At 38.0% G+C, this 24,854-nt stretch carries 17 protein-coding genes and 2 tRNA genes; 7 read left to right on the top strand and 12 right to left on the bottom strand.

Going from position 1 to position 24,854, the window contains the following annotated elements:
• The first annotated feature begins 117 nt into the window (after positions 1-117).
• Entirely contained in the window at positions 118-2,145 is a 2,028-nt protein-coding gene (locus Q0M21_RS04050; RefSeq protein WP_295334952.1) for an ATP-binding protein, read from the top strand.
• A gap of 73 nt (positions 2,146-2,218) precedes the next feature.
• Positions 2,219-3,007 (top strand): hypothetical protein, encoded by a 789-nt coding sequence (locus tag Q0M21_RS04045; RefSeq protein WP_295334950.1) that lies wholly within the window; start codon positions 2,219-2,221, stop codon positions 3,005-3,007.
• Here the strand turns inward: Q0M21_RS04045 and rimO are convergent.
• The 3 genes from rimO to Q0M21_RS04030 all read right to left on the bottom strand — a co-directional run bounded on the left by rimO (position 3,004) and on the right by Q0M21_RS04030 (position 6,939).
• Positions 3,004-4,305: a 30S ribosomal protein S12 methylthiotransferase RimO gene (gene rimO, locus Q0M21_RS04040; RefSeq protein WP_295334948.1), complete on the bottom strand. Its 1,302-nt coding sequence runs from the start codon at positions 4,303-4,305 to the stop codon at positions 3,004-3,006. The genes Q0M21_RS04045 and rimO overlap by 4 nt on opposite strands.
• Positions 4,306-4,425: 120 nt before the next feature.
• Positions 4,426-5,937, bottom strand: a complete 1,512-nt coding sequence (locus Q0M21_RS04035; protein WP_295334946.1) for an OmpP1/FadL family transporter — start codon at positions 5,935-5,937, stop codon at positions 4,426-4,428.
• Between the two features lie 63 nt (positions 5,938-6,000).
• A complete protein-coding gene (locus Q0M21_RS04030) occupies positions 6,001-6,939 on the bottom strand; it encodes a hypothetical protein (RefSeq protein ID WP_295334944.1) in 939 nt (312 codons plus the stop codon).
• Positions 6,940-7,039: 100 nt separating this feature from the next.
• Here Q0M21_RS04030 and proS point away from each other — a divergent pair, with 100 nt between their 5' ends.
• The 4 genes from proS (at position 7,040) to rpsT (ending at position 9,172) form a co-directional block, all read left to right on the top strand.
• On the top strand, positions 7,040-8,518 hold the full coding sequence (gene proS / locus Q0M21_RS04025; RefSeq protein WP_295334942.1) for a proline--tRNA ligase: 1,479 nt from the start codon (positions 7,040-7,042) through the stop codon (positions 8,516-8,518).
• A gap of 82 nt (positions 8,519-8,600) precedes the next feature.
• Positions 8,601-8,672: transfer RNA gene (locus tag Q0M21_RS04020), tRNA-Glu, on the top strand.
• Positions 8,673-8,694: 22 nt separating this feature from the next.
• Positions 8,695-8,766 (top strand) — tRNA-Glu (locus Q0M21_RS04015).
• 154 nt (positions 8,767-8,920) lie between these two features.
• Positions 8,921-9,172, top strand: coding sequence for a 30S ribosomal protein S20 (gene rpsT, locus Q0M21_RS04010; RefSeq protein WP_290876256.1), 252 nt, complete (start codon positions 8,921-8,923; stop codon positions 9,170-9,172).
• A 55-nt stretch (positions 9,173-9,227) separates the two neighbouring features.
• Here rpsT and Q0M21_RS04005 read toward each other — a convergent pair whose 3' ends face one another.
• Positions 9,228-9,629, bottom strand: coding sequence for a response regulator (locus Q0M21_RS04005; RefSeq protein ID WP_295334940.1), 402 nt, complete (start codon positions 9,627-9,629; stop codon positions 9,228-9,230).
• 9 nt (positions 9,630-9,638) lie between these two features.
• Positions 9,639-11,357 carry a PAS domain-containing sensor histidine kinase gene (locus Q0M21_RS04000; protein WP_295334939.1) on the bottom strand — a complete coding sequence of 573 codons (1,719 nt, stop codon included), beginning with the start codon at positions 11,355-11,357 and terminating at the stop codon, positions 9,639-9,641.
• Positions 11,358-11,520: 163 nt separating this feature from the next.
• On the opposite strand from Q0M21_RS04000, the gene typA reads away from it, so the two are divergent.
• Positions 11,521-13,317 (top strand): translational GTPase TypA, encoded by a 1,797-nt coding sequence (typA, locus tag Q0M21_RS03995; RefSeq protein WP_295334938.1) that lies wholly within the window; start codon positions 11,521-11,523, stop codon positions 13,315-13,317.
• A 156-nt stretch (positions 13,318-13,473) separates the two neighbouring features.
• On the opposite strand, the gene Q0M21_RS03990 is transcribed toward typA, so the two are convergent.
• From Q0M21_RS03990 to Q0M21_RS03960, 7 genes are all read right to left on the bottom strand, one after another.
• Positions 13,474-14,391, bottom strand: coding sequence for an alpha/beta hydrolase-fold protein (locus tag Q0M21_RS03990; protein ID WP_295334936.1), 918 nt, complete (start codon positions 14,389-14,391; stop codon positions 13,474-13,476).
• A gap of 3 nt (positions 14,392-14,394) precedes the next feature.
• Positions 14,395-19,482 (bottom strand): T9SS type B sorting domain-containing protein, encoded by a 5,088-nt coding sequence (locus Q0M21_RS03985; RefSeq protein ID WP_295334934.1) that lies wholly within the window; start codon positions 19,480-19,482, stop codon positions 14,395-14,397.
• 128 nt (positions 19,483-19,610) lie between these two features.
• A complete protein-coding gene (locus tag Q0M21_RS03980) occupies positions 19,611-20,447 on the bottom strand; it encodes an ABC transporter permease (protein ID WP_295334933.1) in 837 nt (278 codons plus the stop codon).
• A gap of 11 nt (positions 20,448-20,458) precedes the next feature.
• Positions 20,459-21,355, bottom strand: coding sequence for an ABC transporter ATP-binding protein (locus tag Q0M21_RS03975; RefSeq protein ID WP_295334932.1), 897 nt, complete (start codon positions 21,353-21,355; stop codon positions 20,459-20,461).
• Positions 21,356-21,403: 48 nt separating this feature from the next.
• Positions 21,404-21,670: a hypothetical protein gene (locus Q0M21_RS03970; protein WP_295334930.1), complete on the bottom strand. Its 267-nt coding sequence runs from the start codon at positions 21,668-21,670 to the stop codon at positions 21,404-21,406.
• 169 nt (positions 21,671-21,839) lie between these two features.
• Positions 21,840-23,675, bottom strand: a complete 1,836-nt coding sequence (locus Q0M21_RS03965) for a hypothetical protein (protein ID WP_295334928.1) — start codon at positions 23,673-23,675, stop codon at positions 21,840-21,842.
• Positions 23,676-23,783: 108 nt separating this feature from the next.
• On the bottom strand, positions 23,784-24,842 hold the full coding sequence (locus tag Q0M21_RS03960; RefSeq protein ID WP_290875485.1) for a nucleoid-associated protein: 1,059 nt from the start codon (positions 24,840-24,842) through the stop codon (positions 23,784-23,786).
• Positions 24,843-24,854: the final 12 nt, after the last annotated feature.

The following is a 24,854-nucleotide window of genomic DNA, read 5'->3' as shown; positions in this document are numbered from 1 at the left end:
TTAATTGATTATTTAAAGGTAGAGCACTGGAGTAAGATGATAATTAAAAAGAACTTTCCTAAGATACTTTGGCTGATTTTTTCCTCGAGTATATTTTTTATCCTATTATATCTTGCTTTGTTTTATTACACTAAAAAAGCAGAGCAACAAGTATATAAGGATTCTATAGAGCATTTTGATAATGAAGTCCAAAAGCTACTCGACTTAGAATCTAAGCCCATCTTGGTGGCCATTAACAATGACACCAATTGGGATGAGTTTGTAGATTTTATAAAAACCAAAGACCAGAAGTGGTTTGACGAAACTATCGGAAACGAACTGGAGATTTACGATGCTGAATATTTGGGAGTTTACGATGCACAAAAAAAGTTTATCACCAGAACACCAACACCGGCTATCAAAGCACTCGACTTTATCCCCGTGGCTGCAATGACATCAGTAAAGCAAGATGGAATTAAAAAATTTTATTTAAGAATTCCTGAAGGTATAGCTGAGGTTACCGGTGCCGCTATTCATGCCTCAGACGATCCTTTGAAAAATAAAACGCCTACTTCAGGTTATTTTTTTGTGGTTCGTTTAATGGACAGAGAGTTTTTGGAAAATTTGCAAAACATCACTAACTCCAAAATTAAATTAGTAGCAGCCAATTTTACTTTGAAACCTGAAAAAGAAACGATTGATTCTATGTTTGAATTAAAAGATTTTTCAGGGAATACTATTGCGAAGTTAATTTTTGAAAGAAATTTTGAGGTGTATTTTGAGAATACTATTCGATTATTGTATTTAATTGTAATTGCTTTTTTTCTGATTTTATTACTCAACTTATATTACACGCGAAAGTTTGTATATTACCCTTTGTATTTGGTTAGAAGAGTTTTGGAAACGGGGAATAAGAAAGCCATTAAACTACTCAAAGAAACCAATGGTGAGTTTAGTTACATCGGTAATTTATTCGAGGAGAATAACAACCAAAAGATAGAATTAATCACCGCTAAGATTAAGGCAGAAGAAAGCGATCGTTTAAAATCGTCTTTTTTAGCCAATTTATCTCATGAGATTCGCACTCCAATGAACGCCATCAACGGATTTACCGATTTGATTTTAAATACGGATATCACCGAAACAGAGAATTTGGAATACCTTACAGTTATTGAAAAAAGCGGGAAGAATTTGGTGTCTATTATCGATGATTTGATTGAAATGTCTAAAATTGATTCAAATCAAATTATTCCGAATTATACCCATGTCAATCTCGAGTCTTGTATGAATGAGCTGTACGAAACCATTAAGGTAACCATTCAAAATAAGGACATCGAATTTATCTTGATTAAAACGTCACAGCCGGCCGAGTTTAATATCATAACTGATGATATTAAATTAAAGCAAATCATCATTAATCTTGTGACCAACGCTATTAAGTTTACCGATGAAGGTATGGTTACTTTTGGCTATGAAATTGATGAGCAAAATAAATTAATTAATTTTACAGTTAGAGATACCGGTTTAGGGATTGATGAAGAGGAACACCAAAATATTTTTGACCGATTCAAGAGAGTCGATAGTGATGTTTCTATTAAAGTTGGTGGTTTAGGTTTAGGATTGGCTATTTCCAAAGCTTATGTTGAACTATTGGGAGGAAACATTACATTAACTTCTAAAGTGGGTGAAGGTTCTACGTTTTATTTTTCCATACCGCTACAATATGCCAAAGTAGAGCCAATAACAGTACGTCCGGTAGCTGATGGAGATTCGGTTAAATCAGAGAGAAAGATTATTTTGATTGCCGAAGATGACAATATCAATTATTTACTGTTTCAAAAAATGATGCAACATAAAAATTATGAAATCATTAGGGCGATTAATGGTCAGCAAGCTGTCGAAATTTGTTTGAGCAATCCCAATATTGATCTGGTGTTGATGGATATTAAAATGCCAATATTGGATGGATTCCAAGCCATAGAGCAAATTCAACCCATAAGGCCTAATCTTCCGATTATTGCTCAAACAGCCTATTCCTCATCTGAAGATAAGGCTAAGATTGAAAGAGCCGGTTTCACGGATTATATTACTAAGCCTCTAAATAGGGAGCGTTTGTTTGAATTAATAGATCTTTATCTGGATTATAATCACAAAAGTGGCGTTTAAAGAAACAGTTTTTTTGGTAGCTTTTTGTGCGCTTTTTCGACCGGCATACTCCCAAGAAAAAGTGTCAGATACTATGAGTGTACCAGTGGAGAAAAGATTGTCTTTAAATTTAGATATTACCAGTCGATACTTATGGCGTGGCCAATGTTGGGGAGGCAATTATGTTGCAGTACAGCCTTCGATAGAGTATGCCGCTACTTCAAAATTGACTTTAGGTTTTTGGGCAACCACAAATTTTAAAAGTGATTATTTTTATCCGGATGGTGTTTCAGCCTACAAAGGTTATCAGGAAATTGATTTCTATTTGTATTATCAGTTAACCGATTTTTTACAGTTTCAGTTATGGGATTATTATTGGCCTTCGGTTAGTAAGGTTGAAGGGGTTGACAACAGTTATTTCAACTATGGAACTAATGGCTCCAAAACGGTAGATGCTATTTTGTATTTTGATTTTTCGGAAGGCTATCAATATCCTTTTAATGCAACTATCAGTACATTGGTGCAGGGTAATGACTATCGTTACAATAGCAATGGTGAAAAGCCGAAACGAAATTTCACCACTTATCTTGAGTTGGGCTACACCTTTACTTTTTTTGAAAACTCTTCGCCGAAGTTTCTTCAGGATATAACAGTATCGCCGTATGTTGGAGCGGTACTCAATAACAAAGCGGCCTATTATACTTATGCAGATTATGATAAGGTTTCTTGGGTTAATTTAAGCTTAGACATATCAAAGGACATAGCAATAGGAAGTAATATAAACATGCCTTTGTCTTTGACTTACATCCACAACGGTGCTACCAAAAACACGGAAATATTCGGTAAAAATTTTATAGTAGCTACGCTGAGTCTGAGCTATTAAGCTGGTTCGCCGTACAAATCAAATTCGGTAGCATCAATAATTTTGATGTTGGCAAAATCTCCGGTTTTTAAATAGAATTTTGAAGCGTCTACCAATACTTCATTGTCTACATCCGGACTGTCAAATTCGGTTCTGCCTACAAAATATTGCCCTTCTTTTCTATCGATAATGCATTTGAAAGTCTGTCCGATTTTTTCCTGATTCAAATCCCAGGAAATTTGCGATTGTAAGTCCATGATTTCAGCGGCACGAGCTTGTTTTACTTCTTCAGGAACATTGTCCTCTAATAAATAAGCATGTGTATTTTCCTCATGAGAATAGGTAAAGCATCCCAATCTTTCAAATTTCATCTCCTGAACCCAATCTCTTAAAGTTTCAAAGTCTTCTTGCGTTTCTCCTGGATAACCTACAATTAGCGTGGTACGAATAGCCATGCCCGGTACTGCTGCTCTAAAATCATTTAGCAACTGAGTGGTTTTGGCTTTAGTTGTACCGCGACGCATCGATTTTAAAATTGGATCCGAAATGTGTTGCAACGGAATATCAATGTAATTGCAAATTTTAGGTTCGCGTTTCATCAACTCTAAAACGTCCATTGGAAAACCGGTAGGGAAGGCGTAATGCAAACGAATCCATTCAATACCTTCTACTTTGACTAAGTTTTCCAGTAATTCAGCTAAATTTCTTTTTTGGTATAAATCCAGTCCGTAGTAAGTTAAATCTTGAGCAATCAGTATCAGTTCTTTTACGCCGTTTTTGGCTAAACCTTCGGCTTCTCTTACCAATTTTTCAATGGGTTGCGAAACATGTTTGCCACGCATAATTGGAATGGCACAAAAACTGCAAGGTCGGTCACAACCTTCGGCAATTTTTAGATAAGCGTAATTTTTTGGAGTAGTAGTCAATCGTTCTCCCAAAAGTTCGTGTTTGTAATCGGCACCTAAAGCTTTTAGTAAAAGAGGTAATTCGGTAGTGCCGAAGTATTGGTCTACGTTAGGAATTTCTTTCTCTAAATCCGGACGGTATCTTTCCGACAAACAGCCGGTTACAAAAACTTTGTCAACCAAACCTTTTTCTTTTTTATCGGCGTACTCTAAAATGGTATTTACCGATTCTGCTTTAGCATTGTCAATAAAACCGCAGGTGTTGATCACCACGATATTACCTTCTTGTTCGTGAACAACCTCTTTGCCATTAGCTTTCAGTTGGCCCATTAATACTTCACTGTCGTAAGTGTTTTTGGAGCAACCCAAGGTAATGACATTTATCTTATTTTTTTTTAAAGACTTCGTTCTCATAGATTTAATTCCGATTATTGGGAAAGCGTGCAAAATTAAGCTTTTATTTCTAATTAGTTTGCCGCTAAGAAATAAAAAAAGCCATCACAAAAGGATGGCTTACGGTTAAATGGTATATTTTTAAAAGTTTACCGAGTAGCTGAAAGTAATGGTATTATTGTATCGGCTAATTCTGGCAGGGTCTGTCATTCCTGAAGAGATTAAGACTTGATTTCTGTTTCTGTGATCGTAAGCATAGGCTAAATCAATTCGGCTTTCTCCAAAGTTGTATCCTATTCCGCCGCTATATCCGGTTAGATCACCAAAAGCTTGGTCTACTTTATACGGACTTTCTTCAAAGCGATATCCGGCTCTTAAACTCACTTGTTTGATGCGGTATTCCGCGCCAATTCTCACTTCAATGGCATTGTCTAGAGCGTTGTTCATGAAATTATTCAAGCCTGTAAACCCCGGGTCGTTTTTTGGTTTGAATCGCAATGCACTGTAATTTTTAGTGGAAACATCAGCACTGATAAGTCCTTTTTTACCAAAAATATAAGATAAACTTCCGGTCCATTTACCAGGAGTTTGAATGTTGTATGGCAAATAAACTACTGAATTTTTGTAAGAAAACGGAAACTCATTACCGTCTTGGTTATTCAAACTTCTGGTACTAACACCTTGCTGTAACTCATCAGTTAAACGAAACCAAGTTGGCGATTCATAGGCAAAACCAACTCTAACACTTTCTATAGGTTTAACGATAGCTCCCAAGTTGAAAGAAAACCCATTGCCGACTGTCCATAATCTGTTTTCAAATAGAATTTCTGAAATGGTTGATCCGGTATCGTAAACAGGATTGTTGTTGCTTTCATAAACCGAAAATATTTTATCAATATTCACAAAGTGGTAATTTAAGCTTCCTCCGATAAAAATTTTGTCTTTGTAAGCTGCAGAAAAATTACCGGTTAGTTTTCCGTTGTATCCGGTAGTCAATACTTGGTTTTCGTGATAGTAATTACCACCGGTTGGGATATTGGTGAAGTATGAAGTGTTGTTAGGAGTGTTAATGTACGGTTCAAAAATATAAGTGTCGTATCCCAAATAGGCTTGTTGTTCGTAGAAGTTTAATTCGTAGAAGTTCAAATCCGTTAAAACGCCTGTTGGAATACCTTGTGCTATGTTAACAAAATAATTTCCAATTGAATTGTAAGGATTGGTTCCGGCAGAGAAAACACTATTGTTTAAGTTGTTTGTGTTTTCATAATTTATTCCAATGGCAATTTTATTCCAACCACTTTTGCTATTACCGGATTCTTTAAAGATGAAAACGGCCCCGATTTGATTGATATCTAAAGTGTTGTCGTTGTCATTGGTTGAAGTGCCAAAATAACGAGATATGTTTTTAGCATTGTATACCGAACCGGTTATGGTAGCAAAGTTATTGTTGAAAAATATAGAACCTGCCGGATTTACATTGATTGCAGATAAATCGCCACCTAAGGAACCAAAAGCACCGCTCATAGATCGGAATCGGGCTGTTCCGGTCAGATTATCAACAGCCAAACGAATCGCATCATCAGGAGTGGTTTCTTGTGCTTGTAATGAGGAAAATGAGATTCCTGCGAATAATAGTAAAAAATACTTTTTCATAGTGCATTAATTAAAGTAAAAAAAAGCCTATGCAAGGTAAGATAAAGCATAGGCAAAGTATTGTTATCTTCTGCCACCACCGGAAGATCGTCCGCCACCGTAGCTACCGCCACCGGAAGATCGTCCACCACCGTAACTTGAACTTGGTGTATAGGAACGTGACGGAGCCGATTGTGTTTGTGTTCTGACGCTGTTACGAGGTTGTGAACTTGAATTGTTAATGTTTGTTCTGGTAGGTGGAGTGTTAGTATTGGTTCTGGTAGGACCATTGTAGCTGCGTACCGGTGTTGAATTAGGTCTGGTGTTAAAATTGTTTCTAGGCGTTGTGAAATTACGATTACTTCTTACGCCGTTAGATTGGTATCTGTTGTTGTATGAGCTATTCAAGCGATTGCCGTAATAGGATGGATAATTAGTACCGCGTCTTCCTCCATTGTAATAGCTTCCCCAGTGATTGTGGCCGTAATAACCACCCCATCCCGGACCATACCAATTATTCCAAGAGTTCCAACCCCATCCCCAACCGAGACCCCAATTAGGACCATACCAATTGTTCCAGCCAAAACCCCATCCGGGACCATACCAAGAATTCCAACCCCATCCCCAATAGCTGCCGTACCAATAATTGTTCCAATATCCCCATCCCCAGTTGTTGTCATAAACATTCACGGTGATAGATTGTGCATTGTCTCCCCAGCCGGCATTACTATTGTTATATACTTGTCCTTTACTAACAGAGTCGTTACTCACATTGCTATAGCTGTCCACATCAGTAAAAATTACTATCTCTTGATCAGGGTTACTGAAATATTCTTTGTACTTATTGCTTTCAGAATTGTTTGTTGCAGCATTTACAGTTTGTCTGTTTTCAGAACCCCCGTAAATGCCGTCGTCGTAATAAGAACTGTTTTGGTAAGAACCACAAGAAGTCGCTGTGATTGCAAGTATTCCCAAGACAGAGAATAACGACAATCTTCGGCTGAATAAATAATAAGTTTTCATATCTATAGCATTTTTATTGTTGGACTATACAAAAATAGTTAGTTTTGCCGAACTATTTAGTTAAAAAAAGTTAAACAATTTTTATGCCAAACTATTCATTATGAGTAAGAACTTAACAAAGAGAGCAGAGGACTATTCCAAATGGTATAACGAGCTGGTGGTTAAGGCTGATTTAGCCGAAAACTCTGGAGTTAGAGGTTGTATGGTGATTAAACCGTACGGTTATGCGATTTGGGAGAAGATGCAAGCAGAATTAGATCGTATGTTCAAAGAAACCGGTCACTGTAATGCTTATTTTCCGCTTTTTGTTCCCAAGAGTATGTTTGAGGCAGAGGAGAAAAATGCGGAAGGTTTTGCTAAAGAATGTGCTATTGTTACTCATTATCGTTTAAAGAATGATGAAACCCGTCCGGGAAAACTAATGGTTGATCCAAACGCTAAATTGGAAGAGGAATTGATTGTTCGCCCTACCAGTGAAGCTATTATTTGGTCGACATATAAAAACTGGGTACAATCTTACAGAGATTTACCTTTACTAATCAACCAATGGGCTAATGTGGTTCGTTGGGAAATGCGTACGCGTTTGTTTTTGAGAACCGCAGAGTTTTTGTGGCAAGAAGGGCATACGGCTCATGCCACCAAGGCTGAAGCTATTGAAGAGTCTGAAAAAATGATGCAGGTTTATGCTGATTTTGTGGAAAACTTTATGGCGATACCGGTTATTAAAGGTTTAAAAACCGAATCGGAGCGTTTTGCTGGTGCAGAGGAGACGTATTGTATAGAAGCTTTGATGCAGGATGGGAAAGCGCTTCAAGCCGGAACATCTCACTTTTTAGGTCAAAATTTTGCCAAAGCTTTTGATGTTAAGTTTGCCAGCAAAGAAGGGAAGTTAGAACATGTTTGGGGTACTTCTTGGGGTGTTTCTACAAGATTAATGGGTGCTTTGGTGATGACGCACTCAGATGATAACGGATTGGTTTTACCACCAAATCTCGCGCCAATTCAAGTGGTTGTAGTGCCTATCTTCAAAACAGAGGAACAATTTGAGGTAATCAAAGCCTTGGTAAACGATTTGACGGCTTCGCTCAAGCAATTGAATGTGTCTGTTAAGTTTGATACAAGAGATACCTTGTCTCCGGGTTTTAAATTCAATGAATGGGAATTGAAAGGTGTTCCGGTTCGAATTGCTATTGGTCCGAAAGATTTGGAAAACGGTACTTTTGAAGTGGCCAGACGTGACAACTTAACTAAAGAAGTGATTCCAAGTGAAGGCGCTGCCGCTTACATTGCTGAATTATTGAAAAAAATCCAAAATGATTTATTCGGAAAAGCACTGTCATACAGAAACGAACACATCACCGAGGTGAATTCTTTTGAAGAGTTTAAAGAGGTGTTAGAAAACAAAACAGGCTTCATTTCTGCGCATTGGGATGGAACTCCGGAAACGGAAGAAAAAATCAAGGATTTGACCAAAGCAACAATTCGTTGTATCCCTTTGGATAGAAAACCGGAGGAAGGAACTTGTGTTTTTTCTGGAGGTAAATCCACTGGTAGAGTGTTATTTGCAAAAGCATACTAACAAAAATCAGAAAAAAAATAGTTATGCTCTTGCGGGATTAAAAAATAGTTGTATTTTTGCCACCGCAATTTTAAGCAAAGATGGCCCGTTCGTCTATCGGTTAGGACGCCAGGTTTTCATCCTGGTAAGAGGGGTTCGATTCCCCTACGGGCTACAAAAAATATCTTAGGCTTAATGGCCCGTTCGTCTATCGGTTAGGACGCCAGGTTTTCATCCTGGTAAGAGGGGTTCGATTCCCCTACGGGCTACAAAATTAGTTGTAAATTAGTTTTATAAAACAATTGTTTAGTGTCTCAAGCAATCGTTTTATTAGTTAAAACCAAAGTGATTATTTATTAATTGTGGGAGGTTTTTCTTTTTTAACTAATAGTTTATAAATTATTACAATTAAATTAAAAAGAAATGGCAAATCATAAGTCCGCTTTAAAAAGAATCAGAAGCAACGAAAAGAAAAGAGTGTTGAACAGATACCAACACAAAACCACTCGTAATGCTATCAAAGCATTGAGATTGGCTACTGATAAGTCTGAAGCTTCTGCAAAATTGTCTGTTGTGATTTCAATGATCGACAAATTAGCTAAAAAGAATATCATTCATGATAATAAAGCATCTAATTTAAAATCAAAATTAACTAAGCACGTTGCTAAAATGTAATTGAGATTTTATAGAGTACTAAAAAAGCACCCAATTGGGTGCTTTTTTTATTGGCTTAAGTCTGTTTTAGTTTAAGATTCTCAATCATTTCTTTGGTGATAGGCTTGGATAAGAAGTCAACAACCATTGGGTAGTTCTTAGTTTTTTCTACATCCTGCGGATCTATAGTGGAAGACAAAACAATAAACTTGGCTTCAGTAAATATGTTTTGATAGCCGTTTTTCAGATATTGGTCCAAAAATTCCCATCCGTTCATGATGGGCATGTTCAAGTCTAACAAAACCAACCGCGGATAAGCCGGATTTGATTGTTCGGCTAATTCTTTGAAAAATAGAATGGCTTCTTCGCCATTAGTAGCTGTTAGTATTTCTTTAGCAAATGAGGCGCGCTCGATGACTTTTTTGCATAGCATCAAAGTGATTACGTCATCATCTACACAATAAATCTTTTCTAACATAATAATGGATTAATTGTTCTTAAATGTAATGGTAAAGGTTGTTCCTTTGCCAACGGTACTTGTAACGTTTATAGAGCCACCCATGGCTTCTACTTGTGATTTAACTAGGTACAATCCCAAACCTTTACTATCGGGATGGTTGTGAAATCTTTGGTACAGACCAAATATCTTGTCTTTGTTTCTGACTAAATCAATTCCGACGCCATTGTCTTTAAAAGTCAGTACCAGGTTATCATCAACTACTTTAGAAGAGATGTTGACTTTTAGCTGCCTGTTTTCCGCACGGTATTTAATCGCATTAGTAAGTAAATTTAAAAAAATACTTTCTAAATAGGATTTGTTAATATTTAAAATAGATACTTCTTCCAGGTCGATTTTAAGTATGGGCTTATGCAGGCTGATTAAGAAGCTTAACTGATTGAAGACATTCTCAAATATCTCTTTGATGAGTACTTTTTCTTTCTGGATAGAAGGATTATCTTTGATAATTACCACCTTAACCAAATCATTAATGGTTTCGTTTAAGAGGTGCGTCGATTTAGAGAAACCGGCAATAATTTCTTTTAACTCAGGATCTTCGATAGTCATGTCTTCCACCAAGTTCAATAAGCCGGTTAAATTAGACAAAGGCGCTCGAAGGTTGTGAGAGGTGATGTAAGAGAATTGTTTTAAGTCTTTATTATTTTGTGTCAATTCCCGAATCAACTGCTCTCGTTCTTTTTCTTTGTTCTTTTCTTCAGTAACATCTCTTTGAATTGAAATCCAGTGGGAATGTTCGCCGTCCTTGTTGGTGACCGGTATCATCGAGAAGTTGTTCCAAAACTCCTGTCCGTTTTTCTTATAATTGATGGTTTCTACAAAGCATTCTCTGTATTCTTGAATGGCAGTTTTTAGTTTGTCAAATTCCAACATGTCCGATTTCGGGCCAATAAACATTATGGGTGATTTCCCAATAACTTCCTGAGCGGTATAACCGGTCATATCGGTAAAAGCCGAGTTAACGAAAATAATATTCGGAATTACATTTTGTGAAGTGTCGATATCCGTAATCATGACCGCATCCTTGGTTTGCGTAATCACGGTTTCTAACAATCTTAATCGTTGCTCTTCTTCTTTTTGTTTGGTTACATCCTGAATGGCTCCAATCATTCGGATGGGTTTTCCGTCTTTGTCTTTTACCAAAAAGCCCCTGTCGAAAACATATTTGTAACTGCCGTCAGCACATTGAAAACGATATTCATCTTGCCACTTTTCAGTTTTTTGCTCCAAAAAGGAATACAGCTTGACAGACATTTTTAAACTGTCCTCCGGATGAATTCGCTCAAACCACCATTTTGATGTTTTGCCGACTTCTTCTTTCTTGTATCCGAAAACGCCTTGGATTCCTTTATTCCACAAAAAGCTGTCATCCTCAATTTTCCAATCCCATATCGTGTCACTGGTAGCTTTGGCTACAATGTCATACCGTTCGTTGGATTCCAGGATTTCATTATTGGTAATTTGTAATTTTTCAAAAACGGATTTATTGTTTTCTTCGTTATTGTGCAGAATTAATTTCAGGACTAACCCCGAAATTAAAATGAATACAAAGTCTCTGATGTAGAAATATAATGGAGAATTCTCGTTGGAGTTTTTGAGATAATCTAAAAAAAATTGGTGGCCAATAAAAGCCACGCACATTAAGATAAGTACATATATTAATGTAATTTTATTCGAATTATTTTTCATTACACCAAATATATAGATTTTAGACTAAGTTTTAAAATTTGAGGCAAAACTTATTAAGGTTTTTATGAACTTTTCATTCAATTTTAAGAAACAGTAAACTAATGCCTTGTATCGTTTTTTTTCCAAAAATAAAGTGTACCTTTGCGCCCACAAAAAAGTATACATGGAATCCATCAGAAACATTGCAATCATTGCACACGTTGACCACGGTAAAACCACTTTGGTTGATAAAATTATGTACCACTGCCAACTTTTTCGCGAAAACGAAAATACGGGCGACTTAATTCTCGACAACAACGACCTAGAGCGTGAAAGAGGCATTACCATTACGTCTAAGAATGTTTCTGTAATGTATAAAGGCACTAAAATTAACATTATCGATACTCCGGGACACGCCGATTTTGGTGGTGAAGTAGAACGCGTATTGAACATGGCCGACGGTGTTTGTTTGCTGGTAGATGCCTTCGAAGGACCTATGCCGCAAACTCGTTTTGTATTGCAAAAAGCCATCGACTTAGGATTGAAACCTTGTGTGGTGATTAATAAAGTAGACAAAGAAAACTGTACGCCGGAAGAAGTACACGAAAAAGTATTCGACCTGATGTTTGAATTAGGTGCCGAAGAATGGCAGTTGGATTTCCCAACAGTGTACGGTTCTGCTAAAAATAATTGGATGTCGGACCACTGGGAAAATGTTACTACTAACATCGAGCCACTTTTGGATATGGTGGTAGAACACGTTCCGGCTCCTAAAGTATCCGAAGGTACGCCTCAAATGTTAATCACCTCTTTAGACTTTTCATCGTTTACCGGTCGTATCGCTATCGGTCGTTTGGAAAGAGGTGTTTTAAAAGAAAATATGCCGATTTCCTTAGTAAAAAGAGACGGTAAAATCATCAAATCCCGCATCAAAGAATTACACACTTTTGAAGGCTTAGGCCGTAAAAAAGTAACCGAAGTAATTGCCGGAGATATCTGTGCTATTGTTGGTGTAGAAGGCTTTGAAATTGGAGATACTATCGCCGATTTCGAAAACCCGGAAGCGTTGCAAACCATTGCTATAGATGAGCCTACGATGAGTATGTTGTTCACCATCAACGATTCGCCTTTCTTCGGTAAAGAAGGAAAATTTGTCACCTCGCGTCATATCAAAGATCGTTTGGCGAAAGAATTAGAGAAAAACTTAGCGCTTCGCGTAGCCGATACCGATTCTGCCGATAAATTCATGGTATTCGGACGCGGTGTATTGCACTTGTCAGTATTAATCGAAACCATGCGTCGCGAAGGCTACGAGTTACAAATCGGGCAACCGCAAGTAATCATCAAAGAAATCGACGGCGTAAAATGCGAACCTATCGAGGAATTAACCATCGACTTACCGGAAAACGTATCCGGAAAAGCCGTTGAGTTCGTTTCAGTCCGTAAAGGGGAAATGCTTTCTATGGAAGGCAAAGGCGAGCGCATGATTATCAAATTCAACATTCCTTCAAGAGGAATCATCGGTTTGAGAAATCAGTTGTTAACTGCTACTGCCGGAGAAGCCATTATGGCACACCGTTTCATCGGTTACGAACCCTACAAAGGTGAAATCGCCGGGCGTATCAACGGTTCGTTAATCTCTATGGAAAACGGAAAAGCCATTCCTTACTCTATCAATAAATTACAGGAAAGAGGGAAATTCTTTGTCGATCCGAACGAAGACATCTACGAAGGTCAGGTTGTTGGAGAGAACTCTCGTGGCGATGATATGACGGTTAACATTACCAAAACAAAACAGTTAACCAACTTCCGTTCTGCCGGTGCCGACGAAAAAAACAAAATCGTTCCGGCCATCAAGTTTACTTTGGAAGAAGCTTTAGAGTACATCCAAAAAGACGAGTACGTAGAAGTAACTCCTAAATCATTGCGTTTGCGTAAAATTTATTTGAACGAAAACGACAGAAAACGTTTTAAAATCTAATTTTAGTTTTTAAACTTTATATAAAGCCATCAACGAAAGTTGGTGGTTTTTTTTTGGAGCGAATGGTTCGGGCATTTTAGGGTTTCCATATTCCTGCTATTCGTTCTACTTCGTGCCACTACTATCAGGGCTAAAGAGTAAGCCATTTTTGCTACATCATTTTTGCAACAAAAAGGCAAACGGAATAGGCAATCTCTCCGCCCAAGCTTCTTCCGAATGATTTTTCCCCGGGAAGAATTCTGTAGTCCAATTAGCAGTCGTAAATCCTTTTTCAACCATAATGCTATCAGCCATTTTTTGTAGCGGCGGATACAAAGCGTCTAAGGTTTGATCGCCATAATCAAAGTAAATGCGGTTGGTCTTCGGACTAGGAAGTTTTTTTCTCATATAAGCATAAAAGGCGTCCGGAATCGGATTGTTTTCCACTGCAAAAATCCCCGGCCAATGCGTCGATATACAAGCCGCCGCACCAAATACTTCAGGATATTCACAAATCGCATACAACGAAATCAAACCGCCCATACTCGAACCGGCAATAAAGGTATTGTCTTTGTCCGACGCAGTTGCAAATCTTTTGTCGATGAAGGGTTTTAATTCGGTTACCAAAAACTTCAAATACAAATCGGAATAAGGTTTAAAAACTTCTTTGGTTCGACCGGCTTTTTGCAATTGCGCCGTTACCGTATCTTTTTGAACAGCTGTCAAACTTTCATATGGCTTTTGCGGAAAATATTCCGGATGTCTTTTATTCGGAAGGTTCCAAATGCCTACCACTATAAATTTTTTAACTTTCCCTTCCGCATTCAATTTACCGGCTACTTCATCCACTTCCCAGGCTTGTTTGTTCCAAGTGGTAGTGGCGTCAAATAGCATTTGACCGTCGTGCATGTAAATTACAGCGTATTTCTCGGCAGTATTATAGCCTTTAGGGAGCCAAACATCAATATTTCGTGCGTCAACAAACGCCGACTTGAAGTTCTCAAAACGCTGTACAAAACCACTGGAGACTTTCAGTTCTTGCGCTTGCAACCAACTTTGCGCCAACAATACTAAAAGCGATATAGTGGTTTTCATGTTTTATCGTTTTAAAGTAAAATGTCCTTTGGCGCTGCGGCCGTCTTCAAATTCGATGGAATACCAATAATCATCGGCCGGCATCTGACGTCCGTTATAGGTTCCGTCCCAACCGATTTCGGTAGTGTTGAGTTGTTTCAGCAATTTGCCATAGCGGTCAAAAATATAAATGGTAGAACGGTAGTTGTACAAAGCACTAACACCTTTCACATTCCAGTAATCGTGGAATCCGTCACCGTTAGGCGTGAAGTATTTCGGAATCCCTAAAACGGGAACTACAATCGGACCTATACTGCCACAACCATTTTTATCTCTGACATATAAAGTGTGGAAACCAATTTGTACATTGGTAAAGAAACCGGTATCACGATACGGACCACTTTCGTCATCCAAAGCATATTCGTAATCTCCGGAACCGTTAACCGAAACAGCTATGGAATTAATGTCTTGTAAATCCTGAACGTTAATATCTTGTATATTCGCGATTTCTGAACCGATTACAGTAATGACTCTGTTTTTGATACAACCGAAACTGTTTTTCACGGCAACACTATAAACTCCCGGTGAAGTAACCGTGAGCGTATAATTGATTTGTCCGGGCATAATGATATTATTTTCATACCATTGGTAAGTGTAGGCTGACGTTGGTGTATTGTCAACAATTCCGGCATCCAGCAAAGCTTGGGTAGACGGTAAACAAATGACAACGGTTTCTTCCTGATCAATTTTTGGTGCCGGATTAACTACAAAAGGAATTACGGTTTGCGCAGTACAAGAAGTATTGATAGGATTTTCAATCACGACAGTCACATTCTGAGTACCGGTTAGAAATGGATTTGGAAGTTGGTTCGGAATACTACTCGGAATCAACACATTGTTTTCATCGTAATAATACACATTCATGCCGGTTTGCGTTCCTAAAATTTGTGCTAAAATCCCGGAAGTGTCAAAATTGTAAAGTCCGTTTTGATTGATGGCAATAATTTCGTCATCACAAACGGTTACCAAAGCCGGGTTAATCGGAAAGACTTGCGGTAAATCATCCACTATGAATTGTACTTGTACTTCATCATAACAAGGTTGACCACCGGTTTGGGTAGTACTATTACTTACTCTGATGGTTACAGTTTCTGAGCCGTTTACAAAATATGGGTTGGTAAAAGGAACAATCTGAGTGCCGTCTGCTCGATAGTAGGTTACACTTACTCCGGTTTGACCGTTTATTGCAGAAGCGGCTAGATTTGAAGTGTCAAACCCGAATATGCCGTCATGGTCGTCATCACATGCTCTGATAATACCTGTAGTATTTATCGGATATGCAATTGGAGTAGGCTCTACTATTATATTGAAGGTTTTAAAACCAAAACACGAATTGTCTAAAGTGCTGTCAACACGAACCCAAATGGTTTGTGCATTTGGGAAGCCTACATTTCGGTAATTGGTAATGTCGGCTATAGCTAACGAGTTTCCGGCCACATCCGTTTCGGCTAAGAAATCGGCTTCGGTTTTGTAGAACTTGATACTGACATTGTTAGGTAAAATAGCCAACAAGCTGTTTTGAATGGCCGTAAAATTGAATGGTCCCGAGATTCCGTCGTAATCGTCATTAGCCGCATCCAAATAATCATCACATAAGTATTGATTTGGAATAACAAAGTTGGCCGGAATTTGCGTCACTGAAACTACCAAATCAATTCGTGCTACACGGTAACAGCCATTGTTGTTTTCAACTCTGGCATAGACATTACTGTTGCCTGAAGTGTAGACAATAGGATTGGCGATTTGTGCTGTGGCAATCTGATTTTCAGCAGCATTCAATGAAGTGTAATAAGTAAAAGTTTCATTCAGATAGTTAGCCGAAATCACATCGTTTTTTTGTGTTAAGTTGAATGTTGAAATACCATCGGTGTCGTCATCACATTGTCTTAAAGAAATCGGAGTGGTTACTACAGGTAAAGCATAAGTGGTTAAGATAGCTGCTTCAGAATACAAACCACAGCTGTTCCCATTTTTATTTAAAAAGACACGATATTGGTAACCTGCCATAGTCGGCGAGACATTAGCAACGATTAATGTAGCTGTTGTCGTTCCGGAATAGGTTGCATTGTTGGTTAAGTTTGTCCAAGTCAAACCATTATCGGTTGAAAGTTGCCACAAATAGCTGTCAACTGTAACCGAAGTCAGTGTAAATTCGGCCGATCTTAATTCACAAACAGCAACGTCTTGGGGTTGTACGGAAATAGAAATCGGAGCTGAAATGATGTAGTTTCCGTTTGGAACTCCGTAACCGCTTGGGCTTAAAACTAAACCTTCTCCTGCCATGATTACAGGAGCATCACCAAGAATACCATCGTTGTTTTCGTCTGCAAATCCGGCCTCAATAACGTCAAAGCAACCATCATCGTCACTGTCTAATTCCAAATAATTCAGTATGCCATCGCCATCGGTATCCGCAATGGTATAATTAATTACACCGCTATCCGCAAAGGTTTCAAGGTTGTTCGCAATACCGTTACTGCCAATCGGACTTAAGGTAATTCCATTCGTATTATTCCCGTTACCCGGACTTCCGGATTCTATGATATCAAAAATTCCGTCGTTGTCACTATCCAGGTCTAAATAGTTAGGAATGCCATCATTGTCCTTATCATCCGGTAGGATTCCGGTACCAAAAATATCATCAATGCCATCAAGATTAGCATCAATGCCGGAAAGTGCCACAACGTTTTGGCCTTGCGATTCAACAACATCCGGAATGGTATCATTATCACTGTCAAAATCGTATTGATCCGGTACACCATCATTGTCAGAATCTTTAGGGACACAAGTGGCAATCAAGCGTAAGGCTGCTTTGCTACTATTGCTATCCACCAAATTGATATTCGTTATTGTAATGGAGTTGATTAGATTTCCTCTAACAGAAAATGTTCCTGTACCCGGTTGTAAGGCAGTGGTGCTATTCAAACGGAATCGGATTTCAAAAGAAGAGTACTCGGTAACACCACTTTCAAATATCCCGTCATAGTTGGTGTCAATCAAAATCTGATTATCCGGATTAAGTATAGTTAGTGTTTTGCTGATAGGGCAATTAATTCTAAATTCAGTAGCAGCTGAAAAATAATCGTTAGCTGCCGCTGTAGTAGCATATTCAACAGCTAAGCTTATTGGATTGTTAAAAATGATGTTATAACTGACACTATTGTTTTTTCCGGTGGCAGCCTCTGTAACAAAATTGCCTAAATTGTCACCAACAATTGGTGTAGACGAAGGCGTTGTTGTCCCTGCGAAATTAAGACTTCCTACAAATGGATTGATGTAGTTACCCACAAAAACGGAGCCTAAAGTCGTGTTCGTTAAATTAACTCCTAAATCGCCGAAAGATTCGGCACAATTAGTAATACCATCATTATCATTATCAGCATCTACGTTGTTGTTGATGCCATCGTTTTCATCATCAATAGGACAAGAACTTACCGGTATTTCATTGGAGTTGATGGGTAAAGTACAACTCGAAATGGTGGCGGAAACGTAGTAATAGCCAGCGCCCAAAGTGGAAGGCGTGTAACTGCTGTTGGTAGCGCCCGCAATAGGATTGCCATTAAAATACCATTGAAAGGTGTCAAACGGACTCAAGGTATTAACCGAAAGCACTGTATTGGGAATACAACTTTCCTGGTTGGCATCTAATTGGGTGAAGGATATTTCCGGTTCAAAAGTAAATCCGGAGTAGTAACCCCCAAAAGTGGCTGCACCACTAGTTCCATAAGCGGCTAAATACAATTCTTGTGTCGAAAAAACCGAAACATTTCCGGTTAATCCGGTGAGGACATACGTTTCATAATTAGCATTTCCTTGTACGGGTGTAGGTCCCACAACATTCGCAATCGCCCCTAATCCGTTAAGTGTATAAGGTGTGCCGTCAATTAAAAAGTTTAGGGTGGCTCCAACTTTTGTTACTAGAGTAACTCTTCCCGTAAATTGTCGGGTTCCTACAAAGTCAATTGCCGGAATATTGTCAATAATACGAGGTGTTTGACAACTCAAAGGCGGAACAAAGAAGAGTTCTTGGTTGGCAGGGCTATTCCCTCCAATGCTTTGATAGGCAAATACTTTTTGGCTGGTTCTCAAATACAAATTCCCTGAAGTATTAAAATTAGAGCCATCCAGCAGCACGTAATCTCCTGCATTGAGCGTGAAGTTTGGAGTTGTAGCTCCGGATAAAAAGACTTCAGTATTGTCAGTGTCTGCAACCAACAATACAGTTTCAATAAGATCAATTCCGGTGCCTTTAATAAAAATATATTCGGTGTTGCTGATTCGCTCCAAAGGCACAATTTGGTCAAAGCCTAAATCGAGGTTTCCTTGTGAATTACTTCCTCCAAAGGAACCACAGTTGAGCGCAATTGGTTTATCTGAAGTTACTAATGCACCAATAAGTCCAGCCCGATTTGGATTATGAGGACCTTGAACAGTCATAACATAACTTTCTCCACTGTTCAACACTATACTGAAGGGCGCATCACCTGAATTACTGTTTACCGGTTCTATTCCGGTTCCAAAGTCACTAAAGTTAACTGTAGTATTGTTTTCGGTAGCTAAGACCGAAATAAAAGTAGAGTGAATGTTAAAATAATTACCCACTTGTAAATTGGTCAAAGCACCTATCCTGAAATGATTTCCCAAAGAAGCTTTCCCTTTCGAAACCAATTGTCCGGCTTGATTTCCGTCGCCGGCGGTTACTCTGGCCGAAACATAAATTAAATCGTCGGCTTCTACGATGTAACCTTTGTTAGAAAAAGTAGTGTTGGACAAACCGGAATCTACATGCAATTGGGTATTGTTACCAAAACCAACATAATGAACAAAAGGACTATTTCTGGATACTGTACCCGTGATACTATTACCGCCCAATGCTATAATCCTGAAATTAATCGGATTAACATTAGGCGTTGAAATATACAAATATTGGTCTTCCGAAATTACTGAGCCGGAACCGGATAATGGTGGTATGTAATGTGTTTTACTAAATTGGGCGAAAGAATTCGTCGAAAAAATAGCGATTAAGAACAAAAAAAATAACTTCTTTTTCATTCGCTAAAATTAGAAAATAAAAAAGAAAACATAAAAGGAACGAGTCTATTTATGTTTTCTTTAAGAATTGATTTAGACTTAAGTCTATCTTGTAGTAAACTTGTTGTCTGTGATGATTGATGATTGAATTACAAGTCTCGTTTTTCAATGATTTTGTAAGATGAAAAAATGAAAATGGCAGTCCAAGCTAAAACAATTATTATAGAAGAAAAATGGACATCAAAATCTTTAACATTGTTTTCGCCCACAGCGGTTTGGATGTTTTTAATTACACTCAATCTGGAGAAAGGTTCTATCAACAGATTGCTCATCGATTCCAAAGGCATAAAAGCATATACTTTGTCTACCATAGGATTTCGGTCGAAAATTTCAAACTTGGCAAAACCATAGGATATCTTTTCTACCAAAAACCAAATAAATAAAAATCCGATGGCAAAGGCAGATCGTTTTATCAACACACCCAAAAACAAGCAAAACGAGAAGAATCCTAAGAGTTTTACAAAGTAAGCCAGTAAGTATTCTAAATCGGAAAATACAATGCTTAATTCGGTATACGATGAAAAAGAAAAGCCTAAAATAAGCGACAGTACCAAAATGAAAATTGTGGAAGTTAACGCAAACAGCAACACGGTCAGGAATTTGGAGAGTATGAACTCTTTTTTACTCATCCCGTCGATGAGATTCTGCTTTAATGTGCCGTAACTGTACTCATTAGCCATCATGGAAACAATAACTACCGCCAAGAAGAATTTTAAAAGCGAAGCCATCCAAGTGTTGAAATGCCAAATGAACGGAAAGTTAAAAATGCCCATTTCGGCAAAATGAATTTTAAAGGTACCTATGTTGAATTTAATCGATGCGATTAAAGCAATAAAGGAAAGGATCACAAAATAACCAATGGTCAGGACTTTACTGGCGCGGTTTTTCCAAATCTTTTGCAATTCAATGGCGATAAGTCGTTTCATGATTTTGGCGGTTATTTGTTGGTTAAAGTTAAAAATTGTTCCTCTAAGCTTTGTTTTTTCAATAGTAAATGATGCAAGCAAATCCCTTGGTTGAACAAGTATTGATTGAGTTCACCCGGATTCACTTTCTGATTGAAGTACGCCGTTACTTTTCCGTCAACTTCTGAGGTTTTGTCAATATGAGGATGGCGTTGCAACGCTTCTACAAGTTTAGCATTGTCTTCGGCTTGCAGTTCGAAAAAACCTTCGTGTGCAATCATACCGTCTACAGTTCCGTTGTACAGTATTTCTCCGTAACGCAAAACCAGCACATGGCTGCAAACTTTTTCCACTTCGTCTAAAAGATGCGAAGCCAACAAGATAGTCGTGCCTTGTGAAGCAATGAGCTTGATAATGTCACGAATTTGATGAATACCCTGCGGATCCAAACCGTTAGTAGGTTCGTCAAGGATTAAAATTTCGGGGTCATTCAATAGCGCCGAAGCGATTGCCAATCGTTGTTTCATACCCAATGAGAAGGTTTTGAACTTGCTGTCTTGGCGCTCGGTTAGGCCAACAATCTCTAATTTTTCATGGACTTTTGCATAGTTGATGCCTTTGATTTTGCACACCAATTCCAAGTTTTCTTTGGCCGTCATGTAAGGGTAGAAATTCGGACGCTCGATAATTGCGCCTACTTTTTTCAAGGCATCGTGCGTTTCCATAGTGCCGTCGAACCAATGGTATTCGCCCGAAGTTTTATTTACTACATTTAAAATAATGCCTAAAGTAGTTGATTTTCCGCTGCCGTTTGGGCCGAGTATACCGTAAACATTGCCTTTTTGAATTTCAAGGGAAACGTTATTTACTGCATGGATTTTGCCGTAACGTTTGTGTAAATTTTTAATGGATAAGATAGTCGATTTCAATGGTCAGTTTTTTGGTTTAAAAAGTATGACGATTGAAATAACATTTTGTTACTGTTCTTTTTTTTGAAAGTAAAACCGATTCAAAAATTCTTTTTTGAGATTCAAGTAAAACAAGGTTTCATTGATGTCTTTGAGTTTTGACGTTAAAGTGATTTTGTTACCGCGACTGTCATTAGTGGCTTGACTTTTACAAATACTACACTCATATTCGCTGAAATGCTGATTGATTTTCTTGGTTTCCATATAACGATGTCCAAGAAAAAAACAGCGGTAATTTTTCTTCACCGGATTCAGGGTTAGGTCGTCGGTTTCCATAACATTGAGGTTAACGGTTGCGCTCTTTGCTTACAATTTCGGGGAATTACGAAACTTTAAGTTCACTAAATTTATGGGTTTGACGTTTAAAAGCAAAAAATAATCGATATAATGCAGATTGTTGGCGTTTTAATAGGTAATAAACTTACAAGAAAATAAAAACAAAATTTTATTTGTAAGGTACTATAACAGGTTGTCCGATTTGGAAATCAGGTAAAGATAAATCACTGTTTTTAAACGAGTTGGTTCTGAAGATGTTGTCGCCTTCAAACGGAATAGATGGATAATAGGAAAAAGAAATCTGGAAACTGTTAAATACCAAGTAATCGTTGTTGAGGAGTACGCCGACGCTGAATTTAGAATACAATCGGCTATCCAAAAATTGATTGTTTTCGTTGCCCAAAAAACCGAACGTCATATTGTAAAACGGACTAAAGTGAAAGCCATGCCAATTGCCGGGAGCATAAGTTTGGGTTTGAAAGGCAACCGATAATTTTCGGGTTCCGTTGATGAGCGGATTGTTAAAACCTACAATCCCGTTATCGTCTGAAATAATCAATCGGTCTTTGATAATCGGGGCGCGATGATTTCCAATAACTAAGCTTGGTTTAATGAATTGGCGCAGTTTCCATTCTCCAAAATTCAATAAATTAGTAAAGTAATTGCCTTCTATTCTTAGAGTGGTTTCTTCGCTGCAGCCGTTATTGAAAAAGCTGCCCCATTCAATATTGGTACTCAAATAACCAAAAGAATAATAATCGCCATAAGCAAAGCGACCACCAAAATAGCTTCGTTGACGGTTGTTTTTTTGCTGTAATCCACCGGTAATCGAGTACACTTGCCCGTACGGAATATCTTCAATAATCCCGAAATTGAATAAGTATTTATCTTCAGCAAACTTTCGGGTATTCAAGCCTATCGTAGCTAAGTACAATTTCTCGTCGGCAAAAAATCTTGTCGGGTCGTAAACTAAATCCGGTGTTTGAAGGTATTTTACATTTTTAAATCCAATAGTGGTTACCAAATTTGTCGTTCTGAAATCTTCGTTTTTTCCTTTGAATATTTTAAATGAATGACCTAACCAATATTCCTGAGTGTCAAATTTGAAGTTTTGATTATTAAAAACACCGTTATTGTTAGGCAATGAGTCGACGAGAAATCTTTTCTCGAAAGAAATTCCACCGGCCAATCGGGTTAAAGGCGAGAAAAACTGTCGCTCAACTCGAGCATTTTTTGTAGTGTAATTTTTCAGTGAATTTTCATAAGTAACCGAAGCGTTGATAAACGTGTTCTTGATGTTGTTAATGGAATATTTACCCAAATATGCATCTCTTCCGTTATCGAAACGGCGGGTATAATCGTTTCTGAACTCGTGTCCTAATCCGAGAAAATTACGTTCGGTGAGTTCAAAATTACCTTGCGAAGTCGACAAAGCACCGTTGGGAATCAAACTCCAGGTATCTAAAACCCGAATCGAAATGTCTACCGAGTCACGACTGCCCGGAATTTCCACCGGTTTGATTACCACGCTTCGGGTGTAGCGTTGTCGACGAATCAAACGCTCGGACTCTTTCACAATAAGCGAATCTAAAGCATCATTTTTTTTAAACAGCAATAAGTTGCGAATGGTCCAGTTTTTCGATTTGATGTGCAAACTATTTCCGAATTTTTCAAAGCCTTTTTCGGGTTGATCTTTGTTGTTTTCTGCCGAGTAGCCAAACGGATCTAAGGTTTCGATGTTGATGTTTCGAATGATTTTGCCTTCGTTGCGGTCGAACGATTTTTTGATTAAAATGCGCCTTCTTTTCGCACTATTGGTTACCGTTGCTTTTCGGTTGGATTTGAATAGTAATTTAAAGATAAAGCGATTGAACTTACTCTTTTTGGAATAATTTTCAATTTTCTTGTAGACTATGGTGGAATCGTTGCCGCTGTGTATTTCTTTTTGCTGAGCCGATGCAAAACAACAGCACAGCAATAGCAGTAAGAAAAAAAAGGGCTTCAATTTCATGTTTTTTGGTAACTAAAGGGAAAGATATAAAATAAATCAGCGTTAATAAAAAAAAATCCCCAACAGTTTTAACAATTGGGGATAGTGATTTTACATTTTCGGTTACGACTTTTGTTCTTTGTTGAAGTAAACTAGGTAGTAGTACATTTGTTTTTCTTCGTCCCAACCTTTTTCCACAAATTTTTCGGCACTTTCCGGGTTGATAAAATCGAGTTTGATTTGGATATTGGTATCCAAGTTAATCACGTTTTTAATCGATTTTCGAACATCTGTCACGGCGGCGTTGGCGATAGGGAAATTGGTGATGTCTTCAATACTGTATTTTTCACCTTTGTCTACTTTATAATTTTTGAACTCCGGAATCAAATCAGGATTGTCCAATACTTCATTCAGGAATTTACTTTCTTCAAATTCATCGTTTTTGGCGAAGAAGTTTACAGAACGATTCATAAACATCACTTCTTCTTTTTTGTCTTCGGCCGGAAGCACTACGTCTTTGGCAAAGCCTTGGCAGAATTTCAAGTATTTTTTAGTGTAGAAGTTTTCATCTTGAAAAGCATCTACCGAAAGGAAATGCTCTAACCAATAACGCGCGTCATAACGGTTACTGTCTACGGTTAAAATCTTGTAGCCTTCTTCTTTTTTGTGGTTGAAAATCAAACAACCTTTGTCTAATTTGTTAAGGTTGATGCCTTGTTGCAAAATCATCTCCAAAGTGCTGCCTTTTTCTTCAAACTGCATGAAATCGGTTTTGATTTCGCTTTTGAAAACGCCAATCGCGTCTACCGTATTGTTGTCGATAGAAACATTGGTCAAATAAGCCACATAAACTTCACCATTCTTAATATGCGGATGATTGGACTGCTCAAAAAGGTGTTTGGTGATTTTTTTAGAAACTTCGTGAGCGTCACTCGGATTCAGGAAAAGCTCCGTAGCCAAGTTGAACATGTCGTTGTATTCTAAATCAACATCGTGCGCAAACTGAAAATAGTTTTCTTCCTTTTCGCGAAAAGGTTTAAAGAAATACTCTTTTAAAAGTGGCACGATTTCATCGTTCAAACCATAAGGTTGCTCCGATAAAAAAATAGCCTCATTGCGGCTTTTGTTTCCAACTCGGTGGATGGATAGCGATTCGATGTGGGCGTTGAATAGGTTGATCATTTTGGTTAAGCT

Source organism: Flavobacterium sp. (genome assembly GCF_024710485.1).
Classification (GTDB): Bacteria; Bacteroidota; Bacteroidia; order Flavobacteriales; family Flavobacteriaceae; genus Flavobacterium.
The sequence above is the reverse complement of the archived record's forward strand: the minus strand, read 5'-3'. Positions and strand labels throughout refer to the sequence as shown.